The 19,065-nt window shown below is 67.4% G+C and carries 19 protein-coding genes; 8 read left to right on the forward strand and 11 right to left on the reverse strand.

All coding sequences use genetic code 11. The features are described 5' to 3' along the window. Positions 1 to 26: 26 nt before the first annotated feature. From IPI67_34120 to IPI67_34130, 3 genes are all read right to left on the reverse strand, one after another. Positions 27 to 1,220 (reverse strand): hypothetical protein, encoded by a 1,194-nt coding sequence (locus IPI67_34120; protein MBK7585212.1) that lies wholly within the window; start codon positions 1,218 to 1,220, stop codon positions 27 to 29. 552 nt (positions 1,221 to 1,772) lie between these two features. Continuing rightward, positions 1,773 to 2,015, reverse strand: a complete 243-nt coding sequence (locus IPI67_34125) for a hypothetical protein (protein ID MBK7585213.1) — start codon at positions 2,013 to 2,015, stop codon at positions 1,773 to 1,775. 989 nt (positions 2,016 to 3,004) lie between these two features. After that, positions 3,005 to 3,754: a hypothetical protein gene (locus tag IPI67_34130; protein MBK7585214.1), complete on the reverse strand. Its 750-nt coding sequence runs from the start codon at positions 3,752 to 3,754 to the stop codon at positions 3,005 to 3,007. Positions 3,755 to 3,970: 216 nt separating this feature from the next. Here IPI67_34130 and IPI67_34135 point away from each other — a divergent pair, with 216 nt between their 5' ends. Further along, positions 3,971 to 4,861 carry a hypothetical protein gene (locus tag IPI67_34135; GenBank protein MBK7585215.1) on the forward strand — a complete coding sequence of 297 codons (891 nt, stop codon included), beginning with the start codon at positions 3,971 to 3,973 and terminating at the stop codon, positions 4,859 to 4,861. Beyond that, positions 4,858 to 5,067, forward strand: a complete 210-nt coding sequence (locus IPI67_34140) for a hypothetical protein (protein ID MBK7585216.1) — start codon at positions 4,858 to 4,860, stop codon at positions 5,065 to 5,067. The genes IPI67_34135 and IPI67_34140 overlap by 4 nt, the downstream gene beginning before the upstream one ends. Before the next feature lie 275 nt (positions 5,068 to 5,342). On the opposite strand, the gene IPI67_34145 is transcribed toward IPI67_34140, so the two are convergent. Next, entirely contained in the window at positions 5,343 to 5,507 is a 165-nt protein-coding gene (locus tag IPI67_34145) for a hypothetical protein (GenBank protein MBK7585217.1), read from the reverse strand. A gap of 50 nt (positions 5,508 to 5,557) precedes the next feature. Between IPI67_34145 and IPI67_34150 the strand changes: the two genes are divergently transcribed. From IPI67_34150 to IPI67_34165, 4 genes are all read left to right on the forward strand, one after another. After that, complete coding sequence (locus IPI67_34150) at positions 5,558 to 5,758, forward strand: type II toxin-antitoxin system VapB family antitoxin (GenBank protein ID MBK7585218.1); 201 nt, start codon at positions 5,558 to 5,560, stop codon at positions 5,756 to 5,758. Beyond that, positions 5,755 to 6,171, forward strand: coding sequence for a PIN domain-containing protein (locus IPI67_34155; protein MBK7585219.1), 417 nt, complete (start codon positions 5,755 to 5,757; stop codon positions 6,169 to 6,171). Before IPI67_34150 ends, IPI67_34155 begins: the two co-directional genes overlap by 4 nt. Before the next feature lie 1,090 nt (positions 6,172 to 7,261). Beyond that, complete coding sequence (locus tag IPI67_34160) at positions 7,262 to 7,645, forward strand: hypothetical protein (protein ID MBK7585220.1); 384 nt, start codon at positions 7,262 to 7,264, stop codon at positions 7,643 to 7,645. 186 nt (positions 7,646 to 7,831) lie between these two features. After that, entirely contained in the window at positions 7,832 to 8,800 is a 969-nt protein-coding gene (locus tag IPI67_34165; protein MBK7585221.1) for a hypothetical protein, read from the forward strand. A 69-nt stretch (positions 8,801 to 8,869) separates the two neighbouring features. Here IPI67_34165 and IPI67_34170 read toward each other — a convergent pair whose 3' ends face one another. The 5 genes from IPI67_34170 to IPI67_34190 form a co-directional block, all read right to left on the reverse strand. Beyond that, complete coding sequence (locus tag IPI67_34170; protein MBK7585222.1) at positions 8,870 to 9,895, reverse strand: hypothetical protein; 1,026 nt, start codon at positions 9,893 to 9,895, stop codon at positions 8,870 to 8,872. 81 nt (positions 9,896 to 9,976) lie between these two features. Continuing rightward, a complete protein-coding gene (locus IPI67_34175; protein ID MBK7585223.1) occupies positions 9,977 to 10,189 on the reverse strand; it encodes a hypothetical protein in 213 nt (70 codons plus the stop codon). Between the two features lie 110 nt (positions 10,190 to 10,299). Then, positions 10,300 to 10,689, reverse strand: coding sequence for a hypothetical protein (locus IPI67_34180; GenBank protein ID MBK7585224.1), 390 nt, complete (start codon positions 10,687 to 10,689; stop codon positions 10,300 to 10,302). A gap of 98 nt (positions 10,690 to 10,787) precedes the next feature. Continuing rightward, complete coding sequence (mutM, locus tag IPI67_34185; GenBank protein ID MBK7585225.1) at positions 10,788 to 11,663, reverse strand: bifunctional DNA-formamidopyrimidine glycosylase/DNA-(apurinic or apyrimidinic site) lyase; 876 nt, start codon at positions 11,661 to 11,663, stop codon at positions 10,788 to 10,790. A 59-nt stretch (positions 11,664 to 11,722) separates the two neighbouring features. Next, positions 11,723 to 12,883 carry a hypothetical protein gene (locus tag IPI67_34190; GenBank protein MBK7585226.1) on the reverse strand — a complete coding sequence of 387 codons (1,161 nt, stop codon included), beginning with the start codon at positions 12,881 to 12,883 and terminating at the stop codon, positions 11,723 to 11,725. A gap of 159 nt (positions 12,884 to 13,042) precedes the next feature. On the opposite strand from IPI67_34190, the gene IPI67_34195 reads away from it, so the two are divergent. Continuing rightward, positions 13,043 to 16,405 carry a BamA/TamA family outer membrane protein gene (locus IPI67_34195; protein ID MBK7585227.1) on the forward strand — a complete coding sequence of 1,121 codons (3,363 nt, stop codon included), beginning with the start codon at positions 13,043 to 13,045 and terminating at the stop codon, positions 16,403 to 16,405. 35 nt (positions 16,406 to 16,440) lie between these two features. Here IPI67_34195 and IPI67_34200 read toward each other — a convergent pair whose 3' ends face one another. Next, positions 16,441 to 17,199 carry a hypothetical protein gene (locus IPI67_34200; GenBank protein MBK7585228.1) on the reverse strand — a complete coding sequence of 253 codons (759 nt, stop codon included), beginning with the start codon at positions 17,197 to 17,199 and terminating at the stop codon, positions 16,441 to 16,443. 39 nt (positions 17,200 to 17,238) lie between these two features. Continuing rightward, positions 17,239 to 18,330, reverse strand: a complete 1,092-nt coding sequence (locus tag IPI67_34205) for a hypothetical protein (protein MBK7585229.1) — start codon at positions 18,328 to 18,330, stop codon at positions 17,239 to 17,241. A gap of 87 nt (positions 18,331 to 18,417) precedes the next feature. Between IPI67_34205 and IPI67_34210 the strand changes: the two genes are divergently transcribed. Then, entirely contained in the window at positions 18,418 to 19,062 is a 645-nt protein-coding gene (locus IPI67_34210; GenBank protein ID MBK7585230.1) for a hypothetical protein, read from the forward strand. Positions 19,063 to 19,065 lie beyond the last annotated feature (3 nt).

Genomic DNA, 19,065 nt, shown 5'->3' on the forward strand with positions numbered 1-19,065 from the left:
CGTTCGCCGACCGACGGGCGTTTTGCCTACGCGGACTGTTCCGCGACGCGCTGGCACAGCGCGACCAATGACTCGGGGGGAGGTCGCGCGCCCCTCTCCTCGAGGCGGACGAGGAACGCTGCGAGCTCGTCGGGCGGCGGGTCTGGGTACGCACCCGTGCGACCGAGCCGTGCGTCGAGCTCCCTGGCGAGCCGGGCCAGCTCCGGTTCACCAAGCAGCTCCCATGCGGGCAGCACGTTGCTGGGGCTCCCTGCATCCTTGCTGGGGCGTCGGCGCGCTCCGTGCGCGATCAGCGCATCGAGCGCGGGGCCGCGAACGCCCGCAAGATCCGGATCCTCGCGCAGCTCCTCCAGCTTGGTCCAGCCGTCGCGCACCGCCTGCCGTAGCCACGTCAGCGCGCGGTCGTGGTCACCCTCGCGGGCCAGCGTGCTCGCGATCCACACGCCGTAGCCTTCTTGAGCGAACGGCGCGCCGCGCAAGAATCCCCCGAGAAAAGCGCCACGCGAACCGTGGAAGTCGCCTTGCTCGAAGCGCGACACGCCCTCGTCCCAACCAAAATCGTATTCTCGACCCCAGGGGTCGACACCTTGCCAGAACCACCGGCGAAGCGCGCCGCACGGCCGGCACATGCACTGCCGAAGCAGCGCCGTGCGCTCCACCGCCTCTCGTTCGCGTTTCGGGAGCGACGCGAGCGAGCGGCGGGGGACGCTTTCGCTCGACACGAGCACCTCAGCGGTTTCGTCGGGGCGCCCCTCGTTCGGCCAATCGAGCAAATAGATCTCCGTCTCGAACGCTCCCAGCTCCACTAGGGGAGACGCCGCGGCGCGGGTCACGAAGCGGTCGAGAGCGACCGGCCGGGCCGTCAGCGAGACGCCGAGCTCGTGGAGCAGGGGCTCCATCGGCTCGACGAAGAGTGAAATGGCGATCTCGAACCAGTGGCTCATGGTGCGCGCGCCCAGCGACTCGAGCCCGGCAAAGTCGGTGAAGAAGTACTCGATGGCCCCTGGCCGGTCGGAGGCGGGGCCCCAGAGCCCGCGCTGTGTCGCGTACTCGACTGCGGACGGGTAGTATTCGCTCCGGACGCGCACGCCCGACTCACCGAGATTCAACGGCATCCAGAGCCCGATCGTCTCGATCAACAGCTCATGGACCTTCGTGACCGCGTCGGGGGCGGCGTCGGGGCCTGGAAGGACCTCCACCTCCACGCTCAGTCCGCCCATGAGCCACCGAAGCCCAACCTCTTCACGCCGTCAATCACCCCGTGCCCGTCAATCACCCCGTGCTCAGTCCGCCCATGAGCCACCGAAGCCCAACCTCTTCACGCCGTCAATCACCCCGTGCTCGATGCGCGCATAGGGCATTTGAACTGCCAAAACCCACCAAGCCGAGAGTACGCGCTCGACGGCTTCGGGTCGAGATCACCTCCCGCACCCCGACCCCCGGCGCCGATTGGGCTCGCCGGGTCCTCTGCCGAGCTCGATCACCCTCGCCAAGCCCACCCGACACACACCTCCGGCCGTGAAAACACGCTCCGTCGCGCCCGTCCCCGCGCGAATGCCGTCCGCGTCCGTCCAAGAACGCGGAATGCGCATCTTCGACTCATCGTCCAGACGGACCACAAGAGTATTCCGCCCGCCCAAGACGACATCGAAGCTCTTGCCCTCGGATGGATGGTGTCGTCGCGTGACCGTGACTCGCGGCGGCGCGCGCCACTTCCAGCGTCCCGGCGGCGAGTGCAGCGAGTCGCCGTCCACCGATCAACTCTCGTCCCCTCAGGGCGGGATGATGGTGCCACCTGTGCATAGGTAGGCAGGGATGGGCGCCGTGCTCGGCGGGTAGAACCAGTTGATCATGCAAGTGGCCTGTTGGTAGTAGAAGGTGGCCGCCGCTCCGGTGCTCTGGCAGCCCCCCACCTTGTCCTTGTTCGGGCACGGGCTCGTCGAATACACGCTTGGGGCCTTGCAGCCATTCTGCAGAAACAGCGAGGTCGTGGCCGTGCCCCTACGTCGCGGCACTGGCCCGGCACGAGCATGCAACTCCCGACGAAGTTCTCGCAGGTCGTGCCTTGGCTTCCACCCGATCCGCCGCCGCCGCTCGTGCCGCCACTGCCGGCTGAACCACCGCTGCCACCGGCACCAGCACTTCCGCTTGCGCCGCCGCTGCCACCGCCACCAGTGCTTCCGCTCACGCCGCCGCCTCCCCCAGCGCCCCCGCTACCGCTTGCGCCGCCACTTCCGGAAGAACCGCCGTTTCCACTCGACCCGGACGCCCCGCCCGAGCCGGAGGTGCCCCCGCTCGCGCCGCTGCCCGCGGTGCCGCCCTTCCCACTGCTTCCGCCGCTTCCGCCGCCTCCATCGTCTCCGCCGCACGCGAGCAGAGTGAACGCCGCAACCACAGCAGAATAGGGATATCTCATTCTCGGAGCGCTAACAGGTCTCCTGTAACGTGTCCATTTCATTTGCAGAGCGCCCATGCTGGCGCGGCGGGCGTGCGGGAAAGCGTGGCCGCGGCCGCGCAGGTGGGATGAGCCGGCCTGGCCGCGCAGCAGGGCGTGATACCGGTGCAGGACCTCGACACCGTTAGCGCGCTTTGGCCTGTCGATGACGACCCAGACGAGCTGGACGCCTTCCTCGCGAAGCACCGCGTCTTGCGTCGCACCGCGGCGGTCGATCAGCGGCAGTCGAAGTGAGCTCCGTACTCCTCGACACTACGGTAGCCAGCTTGATCCATCCGCGCAGGGCCGGTTCGTTGGCTCGGGAAGCGTATGAACCACACATGCGTGAAATTGGGTTGGTGAGCGTGGTGACTGGTTGCGGTCGCGGCCATGGCGCGCCGTGCGAGCGCGAGGGTGATTGCGAACGCGCACTCACATGCGATGGTACACACTGCGCCACCTGCGCCGAATCACGCGGGTCGGGCAATCCCGTGGGCGGTGCAGCCCATGTCGTCGCTGTCGAAGCAGTCGCTCAGCTTCCGGATCAGGGCACACCTCGTCGAATCCCCTTCATTCGATCAGCTTGCTCAGCACGATCGCAACGGCGATGGAGGCGAGCGGAAGCACGACGAGCGCCGAGAGGCCGACGAGCTGAGTCGTGACGCGCATCCATCGAATCGCGCTCCGCATGTCGCTGGCATGAGCGGCCAGCCGATTCGCCAGGTCTGCGCCGAGCGCGCTCACGCGCCCTCTCCCGAGCAGGTTGTCGGTGCCGCAGTAGTCGCAGCGCACCGAGCCCTGGCCGCCGACCTCGCGCGCCGGCAACGGGCCGCCGCAGAGATGGCAGGCCCCGTGTTGCGCCCCACTCTCCGCCGGCAGTGCCGCGAAGGTCCGCTGCAGTCGCCCGCGCACGCTTCGGTGCACGAGCGCGGCGACCAAGGCGATGCCGCTGCTGGTGAAGAGGCCACCCAGTGCTGGAACGACACGGCCGGGGAACGCCGCGTCGAACCCCTTGTCCACGACGGCCCAGACGCCACTGAACGTGTAGAGCCCCCCGCAAGAGAGGAGCACGAGCCACACGGCGAAGCCCAGCGCGAAGCGCTCGTCGCCGAGCATCTTCACCCGGGCCTCGTCGAGGCGCCGACCCGCGGCGAGCTTGTCTCCGATGAGGGCGATGGTCGTCGCGAGGTGCGCACGGACCTCGACCGACAGCACCAGGGGCTCCTGACAGCTCGCGCAGCGTTGGCCGTCCGTCGCGAGCGAGAGCGTCGCCGGCGCGCCACATCGGGAGCACGGCAGGGATCGCGGCGCGCCGCTCATGTCAGCTCGACCACCGATGGAGCCTACCAGGATTCGCTGAGTCGTTCTGCTAGTCTAGGGTGCAGGTACCCGCGCAGAGGACTACACCATGCAGGCTCACGCGCTCGAGGGCTTCGACGAGCTGGCGGCCGTCCCAACGAAAACACGAGTGAAGGAGGACGTGTGGGCGAGTCCAACTTGATCTTCGGATTCACGACCAGCGATACCGGTTCAGTCGTGCGGGCGCTGACCGCGGCGGGCTGGATCAACGAACAGCCGCCGGAGAACCTGTGGCTCAATCACGAGGAGGCCGAGACCGGTGACGACTGGGTCGAGCGCGCGCTCGCATCGCGCGACGTCTCCGCGATCTGGATGGATCGGACCACCAAGCTGGCGGTGAACGGCGCGGGGCTGGTGACGGGGGAGCGACCCGGGGTCGCGCTGAGCGCCGACAAGGTCCTGGCCGTGCTCAGCAAGGTGCCCTTCACGGTGGCCTCGTTCGGGATTCATCCCTGGGATGGCTACGACGGCCCCAGCTTTGGGCGCGGCCACGATCCCCACGGCTGGGCGTGCGCGTTCAAGGGCGCGGGACACGACCGGCTGGTGTCGCGGCGCTGGCTGGGCACCGGGCCCTGGCGGGTGCTGCGCGGCTCGGACGATCTCACACTGGTGGAGTTTCACGATCTCGCCGCAAGTGAGTCGGCCGCGCTCACGCAGGCCAAGCCGGGGCACCGCACCATGGGCATCGACCCGCAGGGCGGCTACCTGCAGGCCAACTACGTCTACAAGACCGACCTCGAGGCGCTGTACTCGAACAAGCAGCGCGCCCTCATCTTCGTGATCAAGGGGCGCAGCGTCGAGCCGATCGAGATGCGTGACGCCGCCGCCGCGCGCAAGCTGCAGCCGTTCGGCGCCGACAAGCCGATCGACCACGTCGTCTATGTCTTCTTCGACGAGGCCGCAGCCGAGAAGCACCTGCGCCTGCAGTGGGGCTACGGCCACGAGGTGCGCCTGATCGGTGACGATGGCGCCGAGCGGCGCATCGACCAGGACTACCAGCCTACGCTGGACAAGCCGGCGTGGGTCACCAAGCTCGGGCGTGACGACTCGAAGGAGTTCCTGAAGTGAGCGCGCTGCGCCGCGAGCCTTTCCGCGGGGACGCCGCGGCCCTGGAGGCCATCAACCAGGCCATCGTGGCGGAGCGCCCCGACTTCGAGCCCGGCCTCGAAGATCTCGAGATCGAACAGCTCGTCAGCCCTACTTCGCGCACCACGCCGTGCTGCTGGCGACCACCGCGGTGCCGCCGCCGGCCCGCTCGGTGGCGCTGGTGCTGAGGCCGGCCGGGCAGGGTCACCCCTTGCTGCTGGCGCACACCATCGCGCGGCTACAGGCCGTCGCGGCGGCCGATCCGCCCGCGGGACTCGAGGCTCGCGACCGCGCGCGGGCCTACGCCGGCGATGGCAACGACTGGACCACGCTCAGCCTAAACGGCGAGCTGGCGCTGGAGTCGTTCGAGCACATGCCGTGGCACGATCTGGACGACCGCCACCGGGCCGAGGTCGAGCGGCTGCGCGAGCGCTTCGCGCGCCTGATCCAGCCCGAGCTGGCCTCACAGACCGCGCGCGGCTGGACCTTCCAGCACTGGCTGGTCGCGGATCGCCAGCTCATCGAGCGCCGCCTGGCGGTGCCGCTTGACGGCCGCCTCGAGCGCACCGACACGGTGCACGCGCGCCAGCTGCCAGTACCCGAGGGCACGGTGTGGGTTTTCGAACACTGCGGGGTCGCCTTCTTGCGTCACACAACGCCATGTGTAAGATTGCGAGCGTGCCCACCAACCTCGCCATCGACGACGACTTGCTTGAAACCGCCAAGAAGGTGGGCGGGCATCGGACCAAGCGTGAGACGGTCAACTTCGCGCTGAGGGAGTACATCCGACGCCACCGGCAGCTTGCGCTGCTCGAAGCGTTCGGGACCATCGATTTCGATCCGACGTGGGACTACAAGAAGGATCGCAAGAAGCGGTGATCGTCCTCGACACGTCGGTGCTGTCGCTCGCGTTTCGGCGGCGCGCCGCTGGTGCGCGCGTCGACCCTCGCGTGGGCGCGCTGGCGGCGCTGATTGAAGTCGGCGACTTGCTCGCGGTGCCCGGAATCGTCGTCCAAGAGGTGCTGTCCGGCGTACGCGCTCCCGCGCAGTTCGACCGCCTCGCCGGCCTGCTGGCGCCGCTTCCGGTCTTGTTGGCGGACCGCTCCCACCACGTCCGTGCCGCGCAAGTCGCGAATGCGTGTCGAAGGCGCGGCGTCACGGTTTCGGTCGTCGACGCGCTGATCGCAGCGCAGACCATCGAGCACCGTGGCCGCCTGTTCACGGCGGACCGCGACTTCGAGCACATCGCCCAGCACTCGGAGCTCCGGCTGTTCCGCATCCGAGAAGACTAGGCGCAGGATTCCGCTGCAAAGCGGAGGTGAGTGCGGAGGCGCCCGGCCGCCGCGTCGCGGCTCAGCACACCGAGCGCGTCAGCCTCCGTCCGGGCACGAGTACCCGTCGCTCTGCCAGTACACGCCGTCGCAGGTGAGCTTGTTGCACGACGCATAGGTGCAGCTGACGGTCTTGTGCTCGGTCGCGCACGTCTCCTTGCCGGGTGCCGGCTCGGTCGGCGGACACGGGCTGCTGGCCTCAGGCTGCGCGTCCAGCGCATCCGGCTCGGCATCGGGGCTCGCGTCCGGTCCGGCATCGACGCACGGATCCGGTTCGAGTGATTAGGTGGGGCCCTGACAGTGAGCTTGTCGCGACATTCCGCACAACCGCGCCTACATGCGCATGGCCGAGGGACATTGCGCGGACCTCAGGGTGCAGGCGAGCTCGGGGGAGTTCGTTTGCTCGGCCTATGCAACGCGCCCACAGATCTGTCGCGATCTCACGCGCGGTCTGGCTGCGTGCACCGCCGAGATCGACGCGAAGAGCGACCGTCCCCGCCTCGTGCTTCTACGAGCTCGGCGCTAGCCAAGACGGGCCGAAGGTCACAACGAGGACAGTGGATCCCGATTCGCGCTGCCGCCATGTACTGCGCGGAGCTCCTCAACGTCAGCGCATGAACAGCCCAACCACGGTCAGGACGGTTGGGGTCGCGGTTGCCCGTGCTACATTCGGCATCGGAGGCTCGATGCGCCACCGCGCCAGTCAACTCGTCGCAATTGTTCTCTCGGCTCTGGGCGCGAGCGCCGGCTGTGGGGATGACACGTCGTCGGTCGCCGGACCGAGCGCGTCAGGGGTTCGGCCGGCGTCGAGGCGGGTGTCGGCGGCAGTCTGGGCTCTGGCTCAAGCTGGCCCGGTGGCGGCAGCGGCACCGGAGGCACTGGAAGCGGTGGAGGCGCGGGAGGTGGTGGTGCCGGCGGAAGCCCGACGGGCGGAGCGGGTGGCGCGGGAGGCGGCGCTGCCGGAACCTCACAAGGTGGCAGCGGCGGCGTTGCGCCCGGATGCACTCCCGGCACTGGCGGCAGCGGCGGGCCCTGCGAGTTCCCACAAGGCGTGCCCGATCCTGACTTCACCTGCAACGCGAGCTCGTACCAAGACACCGATCCCAAGGTGGACGCGGCGGTGAACAGCGTCATGGTCACGCTCACCGGCTGCGGTGTGCAGAGCGACTGCCCGCTCACCGGTTTTGCAGGGACCAACGCCGACGAGATCTGTCAGAGCTTCTTCGCGGCGGTGACCAAGGAGCTGCGCGCCCAGGGTTACTGCGCAGGACAACATGCGGTCGGTTCCACCGACGAGATCGCAGTCAGCAACACCGGCTGCAGCGGCAAGTGGTACGGGTACCACGTCTGCAACTACGGTGGTCCCAAGGTCGTGTGGAACCCGGGTGCACGCCGAGGCTGGTGGCTGGTCAAGCCTTCGTACTGCGCGCCCTGATCAGAAATATCGAAATAGAGCACGCCGCTCTCTCCGGGCCATTCCGCCTGTGAATCGGCAGCTTCGCGCTGAATGTGATCAACGCGACGCTCGGCGCGTGCTCTCGCTGACTTGACTCTTCGTTCCTTAACCCGCCTGATGGCGCACGCTCGGAATTCCGTGCGGGAAGAACTCGAAGAGGGCAACATGAATCGAATCTTGGTGCTAGCGCCGTGCGCTGCGTTGGCGTTGGCGGGCATGGTCGCGTGTGGGGACGACGAATCCGGAGGAGGCTCGGGCGGAGGGAGCGGCACGGGAGCGACCGGAGGTACCGGAGCGACCGGAGGCACCGGCTCTGGCGGAACGGGCGGGACGGGCGCCGCAGGTGGCGCAGGCGCAGGTGGCGGCACCGGCGCGACGGGCGGCGCTGCGGGCGCTGCGGGCGCTGACGCGGGTGGTGTCGGCGGCGGCGGTCCGGATGGCGGCGCCAACGTCAATGTCACCGGAACGGTGTTCGAATTCCAACAGACGCCGTTGGACGGCGGGACCGCCCCGGTCATCGCCGACGTCAAGGTGTGTCTGATGGACACCACCAACTGCACGACCACGGATGCAAAAGGCGAGTACAAACTGAGCGTCCCGTCTCTGCTCGAGTCCGCGTTGCTCTTCAGCAAGACCGGCGTTGCGAACACCGCCATCGCTGCCACGTTTCCGGCCAAGGACTTCTTTATCAACGCTTCGATGCCGACGGAGGTGCTCGCCGGTCTTTTTGCCGCGGCAGCGCAGTTCCAATGGCCATTGGCGGGCAAGGCCATCGTGATCCCGTTCGCCAACACTACCGTGACCGTTGACGCCGGTACACCCGATGGTGGCACGTTGACGCAGACTTCCGGCCTGGCCGGCGCGACGTTCAGTATCGTTCCCGCGTCGGGGGTCGGTCCGGTCTACGTCAACGCGAGTCAGTTTCCCGACCCCGCGGGCACCGCAACGACCAGCTTCGGCTGGGCGGGCATCGGCAATCTGCCCCCAGGCAACTACGTGGTCAAAGCCATGGCGCCGGGCAAGACGTGCAAGAAGCAGGGCATCGTCGGCTGGCCCGGAAAGAACCCGGACGAGAGCCGCGTGCCAGCCATCGCCGACTACATCACGAACCAAGTACTCTTCCTGTGTAACTGACGAGCGAGGGCGGTCCGCGTGGGCACGGCAGTCACGCGGACCGCGCCGGGGGTCCGAGACCGCGCGCGCTCACTCGTCTTCGACCGGCGCGACATCCCCGACGACCGCCGCGCCCCAGTGCCGCGAACCTGGGCGTTGCAGCGTCCGCGCTAGCTTGTCGCGCTGGTCGACCTTCAGGATGGCCAGGAGCGAGGTGATGTAAGCCACGCGGTCGACCATGCGCGCCTTCGGTCCCTTGCCCAGGTCGAGCTTGGTCGCGTCGAACTCGTCCTTCTCGAACACGGCGAGCAGCGCACGCATGCGCTTCTCTTGTGCCTCGCGCAGCGCCTTGTTGCGTGAGCCCACCTCGAAGCGTGCGAGCACCGGCGCCACCCGTTTCTGCTGCAACTCGTCGAGCCCGAGCAGGGTCGCAACGCGGGTGAGACGCCGCTTGGCGCGGTCGGCGACGCGCGCCTTGTCGGCAGGCGTCGCCGGCTTGGCCGGCTTGGCTGACTTGGCAGCGCTCGCTGCCTTTGCGGCCTTCTCGGCTGCGCTCGGGTACTTCTTGCGCAGCGCTTCGACGAGCTCCTTGCGCTGGTCGTCTTCGAGCAGACCGTGCAGCTCGCTCAGTGCGGCAGCCTCGGCCTCGTGACGCGCCTTCGCCACACGCTCGAGCGTCGCGTAGTGGGGCGCGAGCTTGGCTTCGACGATGTGACCCGTCTTGACGCCATCCAGGAGCGCCGCGAAGAACTCCTTCAGTGCGACCTTCGTGTCGTCCTCGTCCTGGGCAGCTCCCCACAGGCGCTCGTCGATGGCGTCGAGTTTGCTCGTTTGCTCGTCCGAGAGCTCCAGGGCGCGCACACGACTGAAGAGCGCCCCGGCGGTGCCACGGCGCTGGACCGGGCTGCGTTTCTCCGCTGCCGCAGCCGAGCCCGAAGGCGCCGGTGCTGCGGAGGCGGACGAGCTCGCCGCAGGTGGCGGAGCTTCCGGCTCCGGCGGCTCCGACGCGCTCGCGCTCGCGCTCGCGACCGGCTCGGTCTTCGATTCTTTGCCGCACGCAAGTGGCAACGCGATGACGGCGGCGAGCACCAGAGCGAGCGACGACCGCGAGGTCACGGCGGCAGCTCAGCACATGGGCCCGGCGGTCGCAACGCCGACGCGCTTTGCACGTCGCAGTCGGCGCGGCGGCGCTGTCCCTCAGAGCGTCGATCGAATCAGCAGGAACAGTCCGCCGCTGGTGAGCAGCGCTCCGAGCACCAAGAAGAAGGCAACGGTTCCCTTTCTGCCGAGCGCCGCTTCGAGTTGACGCCCCTGAGTGGTTTTGAGCTCACCTTTGCGCACGGCGGCGGCAACACCCGCCCACAGCTGGAGAAATCCGGCAAGAATGAGAAATATCGAGATACCTCGCATGCGACACCGTTACGCCGCTTCGACAACCGATGGCAACTCCTCAGGGTCCGCACTCAAGAACGCACGCACGCTCGGTTTCGCCGCACACATCATGCGGGAGCCGTAAAACCTCAACGCCGTCGCGACGCGAAGGCCAGTGCGCCCAGGGCAAGCAGGCCGAGAGCCGCGAACGAAGTCGTACGCTCTTCACCAACATTGCACGAACCGCAGCCGCGTCGCTGCTCGGGCTGCGGGCCACCTCCACCGCGGCACCAGACCTCGTTCCACACCGAGGCGCCGGGCGCGCGACACGCCTGTTGATAGCCTTGCGCGCCAAGCTCCTGACACTTGTTCGGCTGTTCGTACGAGCCGCGGCAATCGATGCACTGATCCCCGGGACGAGCCACGGACTGTGCGGTGCACTCGGGTCCGGGTCCAGGCCCCGGAGGGATGTCGGCGGACGCCGACGCGGCCAGGGTGGTACAGAAGAGCAGCGGCACGAAGAGCGCGGTGAGCTTCACGCGCTGAGCATAGACCATGGCGACGCACGCGGCGACCCGGCGTTCATCGCGGCGCCCCGGGCTCGAGATCCCGCGCACCCATCGGGTCTGCGGGTGTCTCAACGCTGACAGCCCGGGCAAAAACAGCTCGCGCGCTGGCCGATGACTTTCCGTTTCATGGGAGTGCCACAGCGGGTGCACGGCTGGCCGGCGCGGCCATAAGCGCGGTGTTCGCGCTGATAACCTCCGTCCGTGCCGTCAGGTCTCACGAAGTCATCGATGCTGGAGCCTCCAGCCTCGATCCCGCTCTCGAGCACACGAACGACGGCGGCCGCCAGCGCGTCACTCTCGGCCCGGCGAAGCGCCCGCGCCGGACGCGTGGGGCGGACCCCAGCGAGAAACAGCGCCTCATCGGCATAGATGTTTCCGACTCCGGCGAGCACGGACTGATCGAGGAGCAGACTCTTGATGGGTACTCTGCGACGACGCGAGGCGTCGAAGAGCTGCTCACCCGTCACCTCGAGCGCATCGACACCGAGCTTCTCGAGCCGCGGGTCGAGCTTCCCCGGCGCAAGCCACCTCACCTTGCCGAACTTCCTCACGTCCCGGAACATCACCTCCGGACCCCTGTCGGAAAACCCGAGCACCATGTGAGTGTGCTCGTCAGCGGCGAAGCGCCGCTGCGCCTGCCGCGTCAGCGCTCCGCGGGCCTCCGCCGACAGAAGCCGCGGGCTCAGCGCCGCTGACGAGAACAGCTGGCCCGTCATGCCCAGGTGCAGGAGCAGACTCGACGCGTCATCGAGCCGCGCAACCAGGTACTTCCCATGGCGGTCGAGGCTCACCACGCTTCGGCCCACGAGGCGTTTGCGCAGCGTCGCGGGCGGCGTAAGAAAGAAGTAGCTCTTCTCCGTCGTGACGACGCGCGTCACTCGGCGCCCGACGAGCAGCGGCAGCACCGCGCGGCGAGTGACTTCGACCTCCGGCAGCTCGGGCACGAGCGAACGCTATCAGATGCCGAATCGCGGTCGAGCTGCCAAGAATGACACCTCGACCCTCAGTTCTGCGCCGTGACCTCGGTGTCCCGACGTACCAGGTAGAAGAAGTCTCTCAGCGAGCGCTTGCGGATGTACTCGTCCTCGTCGAACTCGAAACCTGGCGCCAGGGCGACCGCTTTGCGCGGGCCACCAGCCTCCTTCTGCTCGTACAAGACGAACTTCGGATAACTCCAGTTCACGTCCAGCTGTCCCACCGTCGCCGCCCCGGCGTGGCGCATGCCGTCGGCGATGGCCTTGGCGGTCGTGTGATTGCTGATGCCCACATACAGCACGTCGCGAGCCGCATTCAGCCCCACTGCCGAGCGTCGGATGACCGTCTCACCATCCAGCGTGGCGCCCCAGAGTCGGGTGTCCGGATCTGCCAGCCCCGGGTGGACCTTGTCATCCTCGTACATGCAACCCGGCATCTGCCGCGACCAGATCATCTTGCTCTCGGAGCTCGCGAGCTTCTTCCAGGTGCCGAGCACGAGCGTCCCGTCGTCGAGCTCCGCAAGTGTGCACGCGGTCTCGCGCGGCTTGACCAGAGTGACCCCGTCCACCTTCATGCCGAACCACCCGTGCTCGGTCATGAACCCGCCGTTGAACGCACCCAGCAATTGCTCGTGGTCTTCATCGGGGATGCGCGCCTTGCGCACCAGATGTTTCGCTTCCTTCTCGATGCTCTGGGGCTCGCGGTAACCTGCCACGGCCTGCAGCCGCGCCCGCTTCATGTCCACCGCAACGACGAACAATTCGGCCCACGAGCGGTTCTTGTCCGGATGCAGCAGCGTCTTCTCCAGGTAGGCAGCCTCGTCGGGACGGCGCGGATCCCCGAGCTTCACCCAGACCCCGTCGCCCGGCGCCGACCACTTTTCGTGTACCGGACCCACGTCTGCCAGGTGCCAATCGGGTTTCTTTTTTACGTCCGTCCCGCTCGAGGAGGTGGCCGGCTGCGGTTCGGCTGGGGGGATCTCCCAGTAGGCCTTGGGCTTCTCGTCCTTGCGATACCAGCGATTGAAACGATCTTCCACGCCGTAGGCCGCGTCTTCGAGCTTGGCGACGTTGTCGGTGCCGAGCACCGCCCGCAGGCTGTTGGCGACGAGCGGCCCCATCCAGGGGATCTTGTGGACCGCAATCCACAACGCGATCACCGACACGGGCAACAGCAACCCCAATGTCATGAGGATCCGCCGTAGCCGACCCTTCGTCCTGGATTTTCGAGCGGCTTTCTCCGGGCTACCCATGACCGCGCCGATCGTAGCCACGAACGGGACAAAGCGCCCATTTGTGGCGCACCGCCCGCGCGCGAGAGGTGCGATCTGAGTTAAGAAGGTGGCGCGATGTTCCGAGGGATCCTCCGCCACGCCCCGGCTTTGGCCGTGGTCCTCGGGCAACTCGCGGCAACTCGTGATGGTCGCGCGGACGACGAACGACCACGCCCGAGCGAGCCCACCGCGACGGGTGCAGCTGCGCCCACTCGGGCCCAAGCACCGGACCGGAAGGCCCGACCGTCGGACGAACCAAGCGTTGGTGCCATCCCGGATCTGTCGCCCGCTCCGTCGCTCGGCGGGTTTGCGGGACGCAGCATCACGCGCATCGAGGTGTTGGCCGTCGGAGGGCGCTGGGAGGAGCAACCCAAACCTCGCTTCGTCAGCCCGGGCGACACCCTGACGAGCGAGCTCGCGCGACGCGCCATGCTCGAGCTGACGGACACCGGTCGCTTCGCCAACGTCAGCGCCGAGGCCGAAGCGGACGGCGACGGTGTGCTGTTGCGCATCAAGGTCGTGCCGCGCCGATTGGTGGCCAGCATCCGCATCAGCGGCGGCGTGCTGGACGCGGACGAGACTCTGCGCGCGGCCCGCGTGCGAACGGGCTCGGAGCTCACGGCTGCGGAGCTCGCGGCCATCGCGCGGCGTGTCGAGATAGCCTACGTGCGCAGCGGGTACCCGCGCGTCGCGGTGCGCATCGACGCCATCGACACCGACGATCCGATGCGGGTCGTGCTCGACCTCGACATCGTCCCCGGCGAGCCGCGGCGGATCGACTCACGGCGTTTCATGGTCTGGCCCAGCCCGAAGGTGGACGGTCTGCCCGAGCTGTTGAGCGCCTACGGTGTGTCGGTTGGGGACCGCGCGGACGAGGACGAGCTTGCCGCCGCCGACCACGAGCTGGAGAAAAACCTGCGCATTCGCGGCTGGCATCGGGCGGTCGTATCCCACTCTCTCAAGCCCGCAAGCGGACTGACGGAGGTCGTGCTCGACGTCAAAGCGGGACCGCTCGTGCGGCTGAAATTCGAGGGCATCCAGCATTTCGACTCTAGTCAGATCGAGCGCACGCTCGAGCTCGACGACACGGATGATCGAGCTCCGTCGTCGTTGGCCGAACGCATCAGGAAGTTCTACATCGAGCGTGGTTTCCTCGATGTCGACGTCGGCTTCACCGAACGCGGCGGCAGCAATGAACCGATCCACGACCTGGTGTTCAAAGTGCGCGAACGCAGTCAGCTGCGGATCGTTGGCCGCGAGTACCCCTGCCTGACCGGGTCACGACGGGCCCGGGACGTGGGCAGCGAAATGGACAGCTTCCTCAGTGAAGAGCTGCCCGGCAGCGGCATCTTCTCCTCCGTCGACCCGCGGGTCGTCGATCAGAGTTTTGGCCCACTCGGCACGACGGGCGCGCGCCCGGTGCCTTTCGAGCCGAACCCGTGGATGACCTTCGTCCCGGAGGTCTACGAGCGGGCGATGAAACATGTGCAAGACCTGTATCGCTCCGAGGGTTATCTCTCGGCGACGGTCGGGCCAGCCCACCTCCTGCGCCGGCGATGTGATCCTCACTCACCACCGGGGCGATGTGTTCCGCTCGGCTCGCGGAAGAGTCCCAAGCTTGCCTGCTCCCATGACGAAATTGGATTGCCGCTCGAGGAGCCGGCGCCTGACCCGGCGTTTGCCTGCGTGCCGGACCCCAAAAAGGGCGTGCTGTGTGAGGCCGACGCGGTCCTGCATGTGCCGATCAAACTCGGCCCGCGAAGCTACCTGTACGACCTCGGTTTCCAGGGCAACAAGGTCCTGATCGAAAAACACCTGGCAGAGCTCAGCGAGCTCGAGCTGGGAAAACCCGCGTCGCAGGTCGAGCTGGAAAAGGCGCGGCGGCGGCTGCTGGATGCCTACGCCGAAGAGGGTTTTGCGTTTGCAGAGGTCGACGCCAACCTCGAGCTCTCACCTGACCGGACGCGCGCGCGCGCCGTGTTCACGATCAGCGAGCGGGAGCGGGTCAAGGTGTCGCGCATCGTCATCGTGGGCGCGCGCAGCACCAACGAGCGGCTGATCCGCAGTCGCATCGCGCTCAGCGTGGGGCAGCCCTACCGGCGCAGCGACATCCGCAAGACCGAGGAACGCCTGGCGTCACTTGGGGTGTTTTCAACCATCACCGTCGGCCTCGAGGATCCGTACGTGCCCGCCAAGGAGAAGGCAGTCGTGATCACGGTGCAGGAGCGCAAACCCCAGTACCTCGACATTCGTCCGGGTTTTTCCACGGGCGAGGGCTTCCGCATCACCTTCGAATACGGCCACCGAAACCTGGGTGGCGAGGCCATCCAGCTCACCTTGCGCGTGCAGCTCGGTTATCTGCCGAACGAGCTGATTCTGGAAGAGGACGTGCGCAAGAAGTACGACGAGCTCGACGTGGGGCAGCGACTCGAGCGGCGAAACAGCGCACTCATCGAGTTCCCGGACGTCGGCCTCGGTCCGCTCTTTCGTCTGGGCGTCGAAGGGCTCGACGTGCGGGACAACGCGCGGGACTTCGGCCTGACCAAGGACGCCGGCATCGTCACCTTGACCTATCGACCCGTGCGCCAGTTCTCGGCCTTCGTCGGCGGCTCCCTCGAGCTCAACAACGCCTCGATCTTCGGCTCCGAGCAGAAGGGTGCACTCGAAGACTACGTGAAGAACAACCCGCGGAGTGCCGGTCTGTTCCGCGTGCCTGAAGGCACCACCCTCGCGGTCGCCGAACGCGTCGGATTCTCGTGGGACCGCCGCGACAATCCCCTCGGCGCCACCAAGGGCACCCTGCTCAGCTCGAGCGTCGAACACGTGCGGGCTACTCCCGACAAAGAGGGCGGCGACGGCGTCTTCGACCCACCGAAGGTCAGCCAGTTCCTGCGCTTGACCCAGCGGATTGCGGGTTACGTTCGGCTGAGCGACAAGGGCTTCGCGCTCGCGGGCAGCTTGCGCTGGGGCATGAACCAGCAGCTCCGCAGTGACTCACGCACGTATCCCGATCGCCTGTTCTTCCTGGGCGGCGTGGACTCCGTGCGCGGGTTCTTGCAAGACTCGATGATCCCCGAGGACATCGCGCAACAGCTGCTCGACCCCAACAGCGGATTGACGCTCGACCAGGTCGTGATCCGCGGTGGTGATGCTTTCGTGAATCCCCGCCTCGAGCTGCGCATTCCCCTCTCGGGCAGCGTGCAGACCGGGTTGTTCGTCGATTCGGGCAACCTCTGGCGCGATCCCACGAAGGTGAACCCGCTGCGCCTGCGTTACTCCGTCGGCAGCGGTCTTCGTATCGGCACGCCGATCGGCCCGCTGGTCTTCGACTACGGATTCAACGTGGAGCGGATCCTGGACGACCTGGACCCGGGCCGCACCGAGCAGCGTTTCTGGGAGCCACTCGGGGCGTTCCACTTCAGCATCGGTCTGTTCTGAACGGGGAGTCCCCAGCCAGCCACCCGACGCACGCCTCATTTCTTCTTGTTGGGAGCGAGCGCCTCTTTCATGTGAGGCGGGAGGGAGAAAGCTTTGAACTTGGGACGTGGACGCCGCTCGTCGCCGTCCTCGGTGACGCGGAGCTCACCCAGCTCACCCAGCTCACCCAGCTCACCCATTTCCCCGATCTCGACGTGCTTCGGGATCACGCCATCGAGCCCGTCCAGCGAAGCCAAGGTCGGATCCGAAGGCGGCGGCCGCGAGATGATGCTCGGCAAGACGCGAGCGGTACCGCCGACCATCGGCAGCAGGCTGGCGGAGACCGCCGAAAATGAAGGCGGCATGCTGCTGCGTCGGAGCGCGCTCGTGGTCCTCAGCTCGACCCGGCGTTCCTCGACCGCACCGTCGACGGCGAGCGGCAAGAGCAGGTTGGGGTGCAGCGCGAGTGCGGCGCGAAACTCACGGAACGCGGTGTCCATCTTGAGCGGGCCCAGCAGGCGCGTGCGCGTGAGCCCGTCGTCCACGAAGAGCTCCAGCACACACACCTCGTCGTCTCCGATGATCTTGACGATCAGCTCTCCTTCCAACCAGTCACGCGTCGCGATGTGGGCCAGCACCAATAGGATCTTGGGCGACCCATTCCAGGGGGTCACGACCTTCGCCATGTGTGTGACCAGCGCTAGACTTCGCTCACGCGGGCCGGGCTCGATCAACGTGCGGGCCGGAGCCAGCGCGGTCTTGATGTCGTCGTCGGTGACGTCGAGACAGCTCTTGATCTCGGAGAAAGGCCGCACGGTCCTCGCAAACTACCACAGCCCACGTCTCATGCGCCCCTACTCGAACACCGTTCCTGCGTAGCGCGCCGTCAGGTCGCCGCTGGTGTCGTCGAGGAACTTCACGTAGTCCGCCTGCGCGGTCGTCAGCGCCAGCCCACCAAGCTGATCCGCGAACGTCGCCGCGAAATCTTCGCCGTCGCTGACCCGCTTCATCAGGACCAGCAAACGCGCCTCGATGTCCGGGAAACCCTTCCCGCCGCCCGACGACGCGGCTTTGACCCGCAAGAACTCGATGAAAAAGCCGCTCAATGCCTGATCGTGACCCGTCTCGGAGAGGTCTAGCGTTTTGTCCTCGAGCCCATAGCGATCGAAGGTGAGCGTGGCATCAGCGCCGGTTGCCACGTCGATCCAGTCTTTCGCGAAGCTCGTCGGCTGATCGTGCAGCTTCTTGCCCCAGTACGAGCCGTGCATCACCGCCGTGCCCTCGATCATCCACCAAGGGATCCAGCCATCGTACGGCGCGTGCCTGCCTCCAATGATGTGCGACAGCTCGTGGGCGAGGGTGTCGTCCAGCTCGACGACGTTCGAGAACGCGTCGTCCGGCAAGATGACCGCATCGCTGGCGCTCTTCGTCTGGGCGAAGGAGACCCCGTAAGCACCCGGGGCGCCCGTCGCCACGGCGAAGGTCTGAGGATCGACCAGCACGACGCGCACGCGGGGAGCCATCTCGGGTGCAGCTTCCGACACGGCGAAGCTGCCCAGGTCGAACAGCAGTGCGCCACACGCGCTCTTCCCGAACGCGAGCACGTCCGCGTCCGGCAGGGTCGAAGCGGCCGGCGTCCAGACCTCCAACCGCCGTGATGTCGCGTGCAACGCCAGTGTCGGTTCGGCAGCCACGACGTCTTTGGGCAACGGGCGCTCGTCCGCGACCGGCTCGGCACTGCCACAAGCGAAGTCGAGACCCGCAAAGCCGCCGACCGCGCTGCCCGCCACGCCTGCAGCGCCCGCAACACCCGCCGCACCCGCCGCACCCCCCGTTCCCCCACCGACTCCGCCGCTCGACGCGCCGCCGCCGCCGGAGTCGTCACCCGACGAACAGCCCGTGCTCATCGCCAGGACCGCGCAGCCCAAATACCGCCAGCTTGCCAAGCGGCTCCAAGATAGCATCGGGGTAGTCGAGCGTGGGGCTTGCCGCCGACCCGCCGCCGTCGATGATCAAGCCGAAGCTCGGAACCCATGAAGATCGACTTCGCAGTCTTCGCTCAGCTCACGTTGACGCTGGCCGCCGCCGCCTGTGATCGCCCGCCGGCCTCCTCGCCAATCTACACGGCGGAGCCGCCCCCGGAGCCGAGCGTTCAGCCTCCGGCGACCCTGGTCGCCGTGGGGAACGGCCCAAGCGAGCCTGCTCCACCGGAGGTGGCCAACGGCGAGGGGCGCGCCGATCTCACTCAGTGCGCGAACCTGAGCCCGAGCTGCGAGGGATTGATCGAAGAGTGTCGCGGCCTGGCTGGTTTCGGCGATCCGGGCGCCGAAGGTTTCTCACCGGGATATCGACCGCGCATCGCAGAGGAAATCGCGACCTGCTGGGTCGCGAACTTGTCGCCGCCCAAGTGCCGGGCGCCGGCCATGGGGAAGTGTGTGCGGGATGCGGTGCTCCGCGCTCCGATCGACGCCGCGACCACGGCGCTCTGTGACTCGACTCTCGCCGAGTGCCGGCAGGCCGGAATCAAGCCTACCTACTCGCGAGACCAGTGCCAGCACGTGCTCTCGGCCGTGACAGGACGTGCGCGCGAAGACGCAGCGCGGGTGATCGGTCCTTCGGGTGAAGGCTGCAGTCTCGAGTACGCGCTGCCGTACTACCCGTTCGGTGGAACTTGGTAGGCA

The organism is Myxococcales bacterium, assembly GCA_016706225.1.
GTDB lineage: Bacteria > Myxococcota_A > Polyangia > Polyangiales > Polyangiaceae > JADJKB01.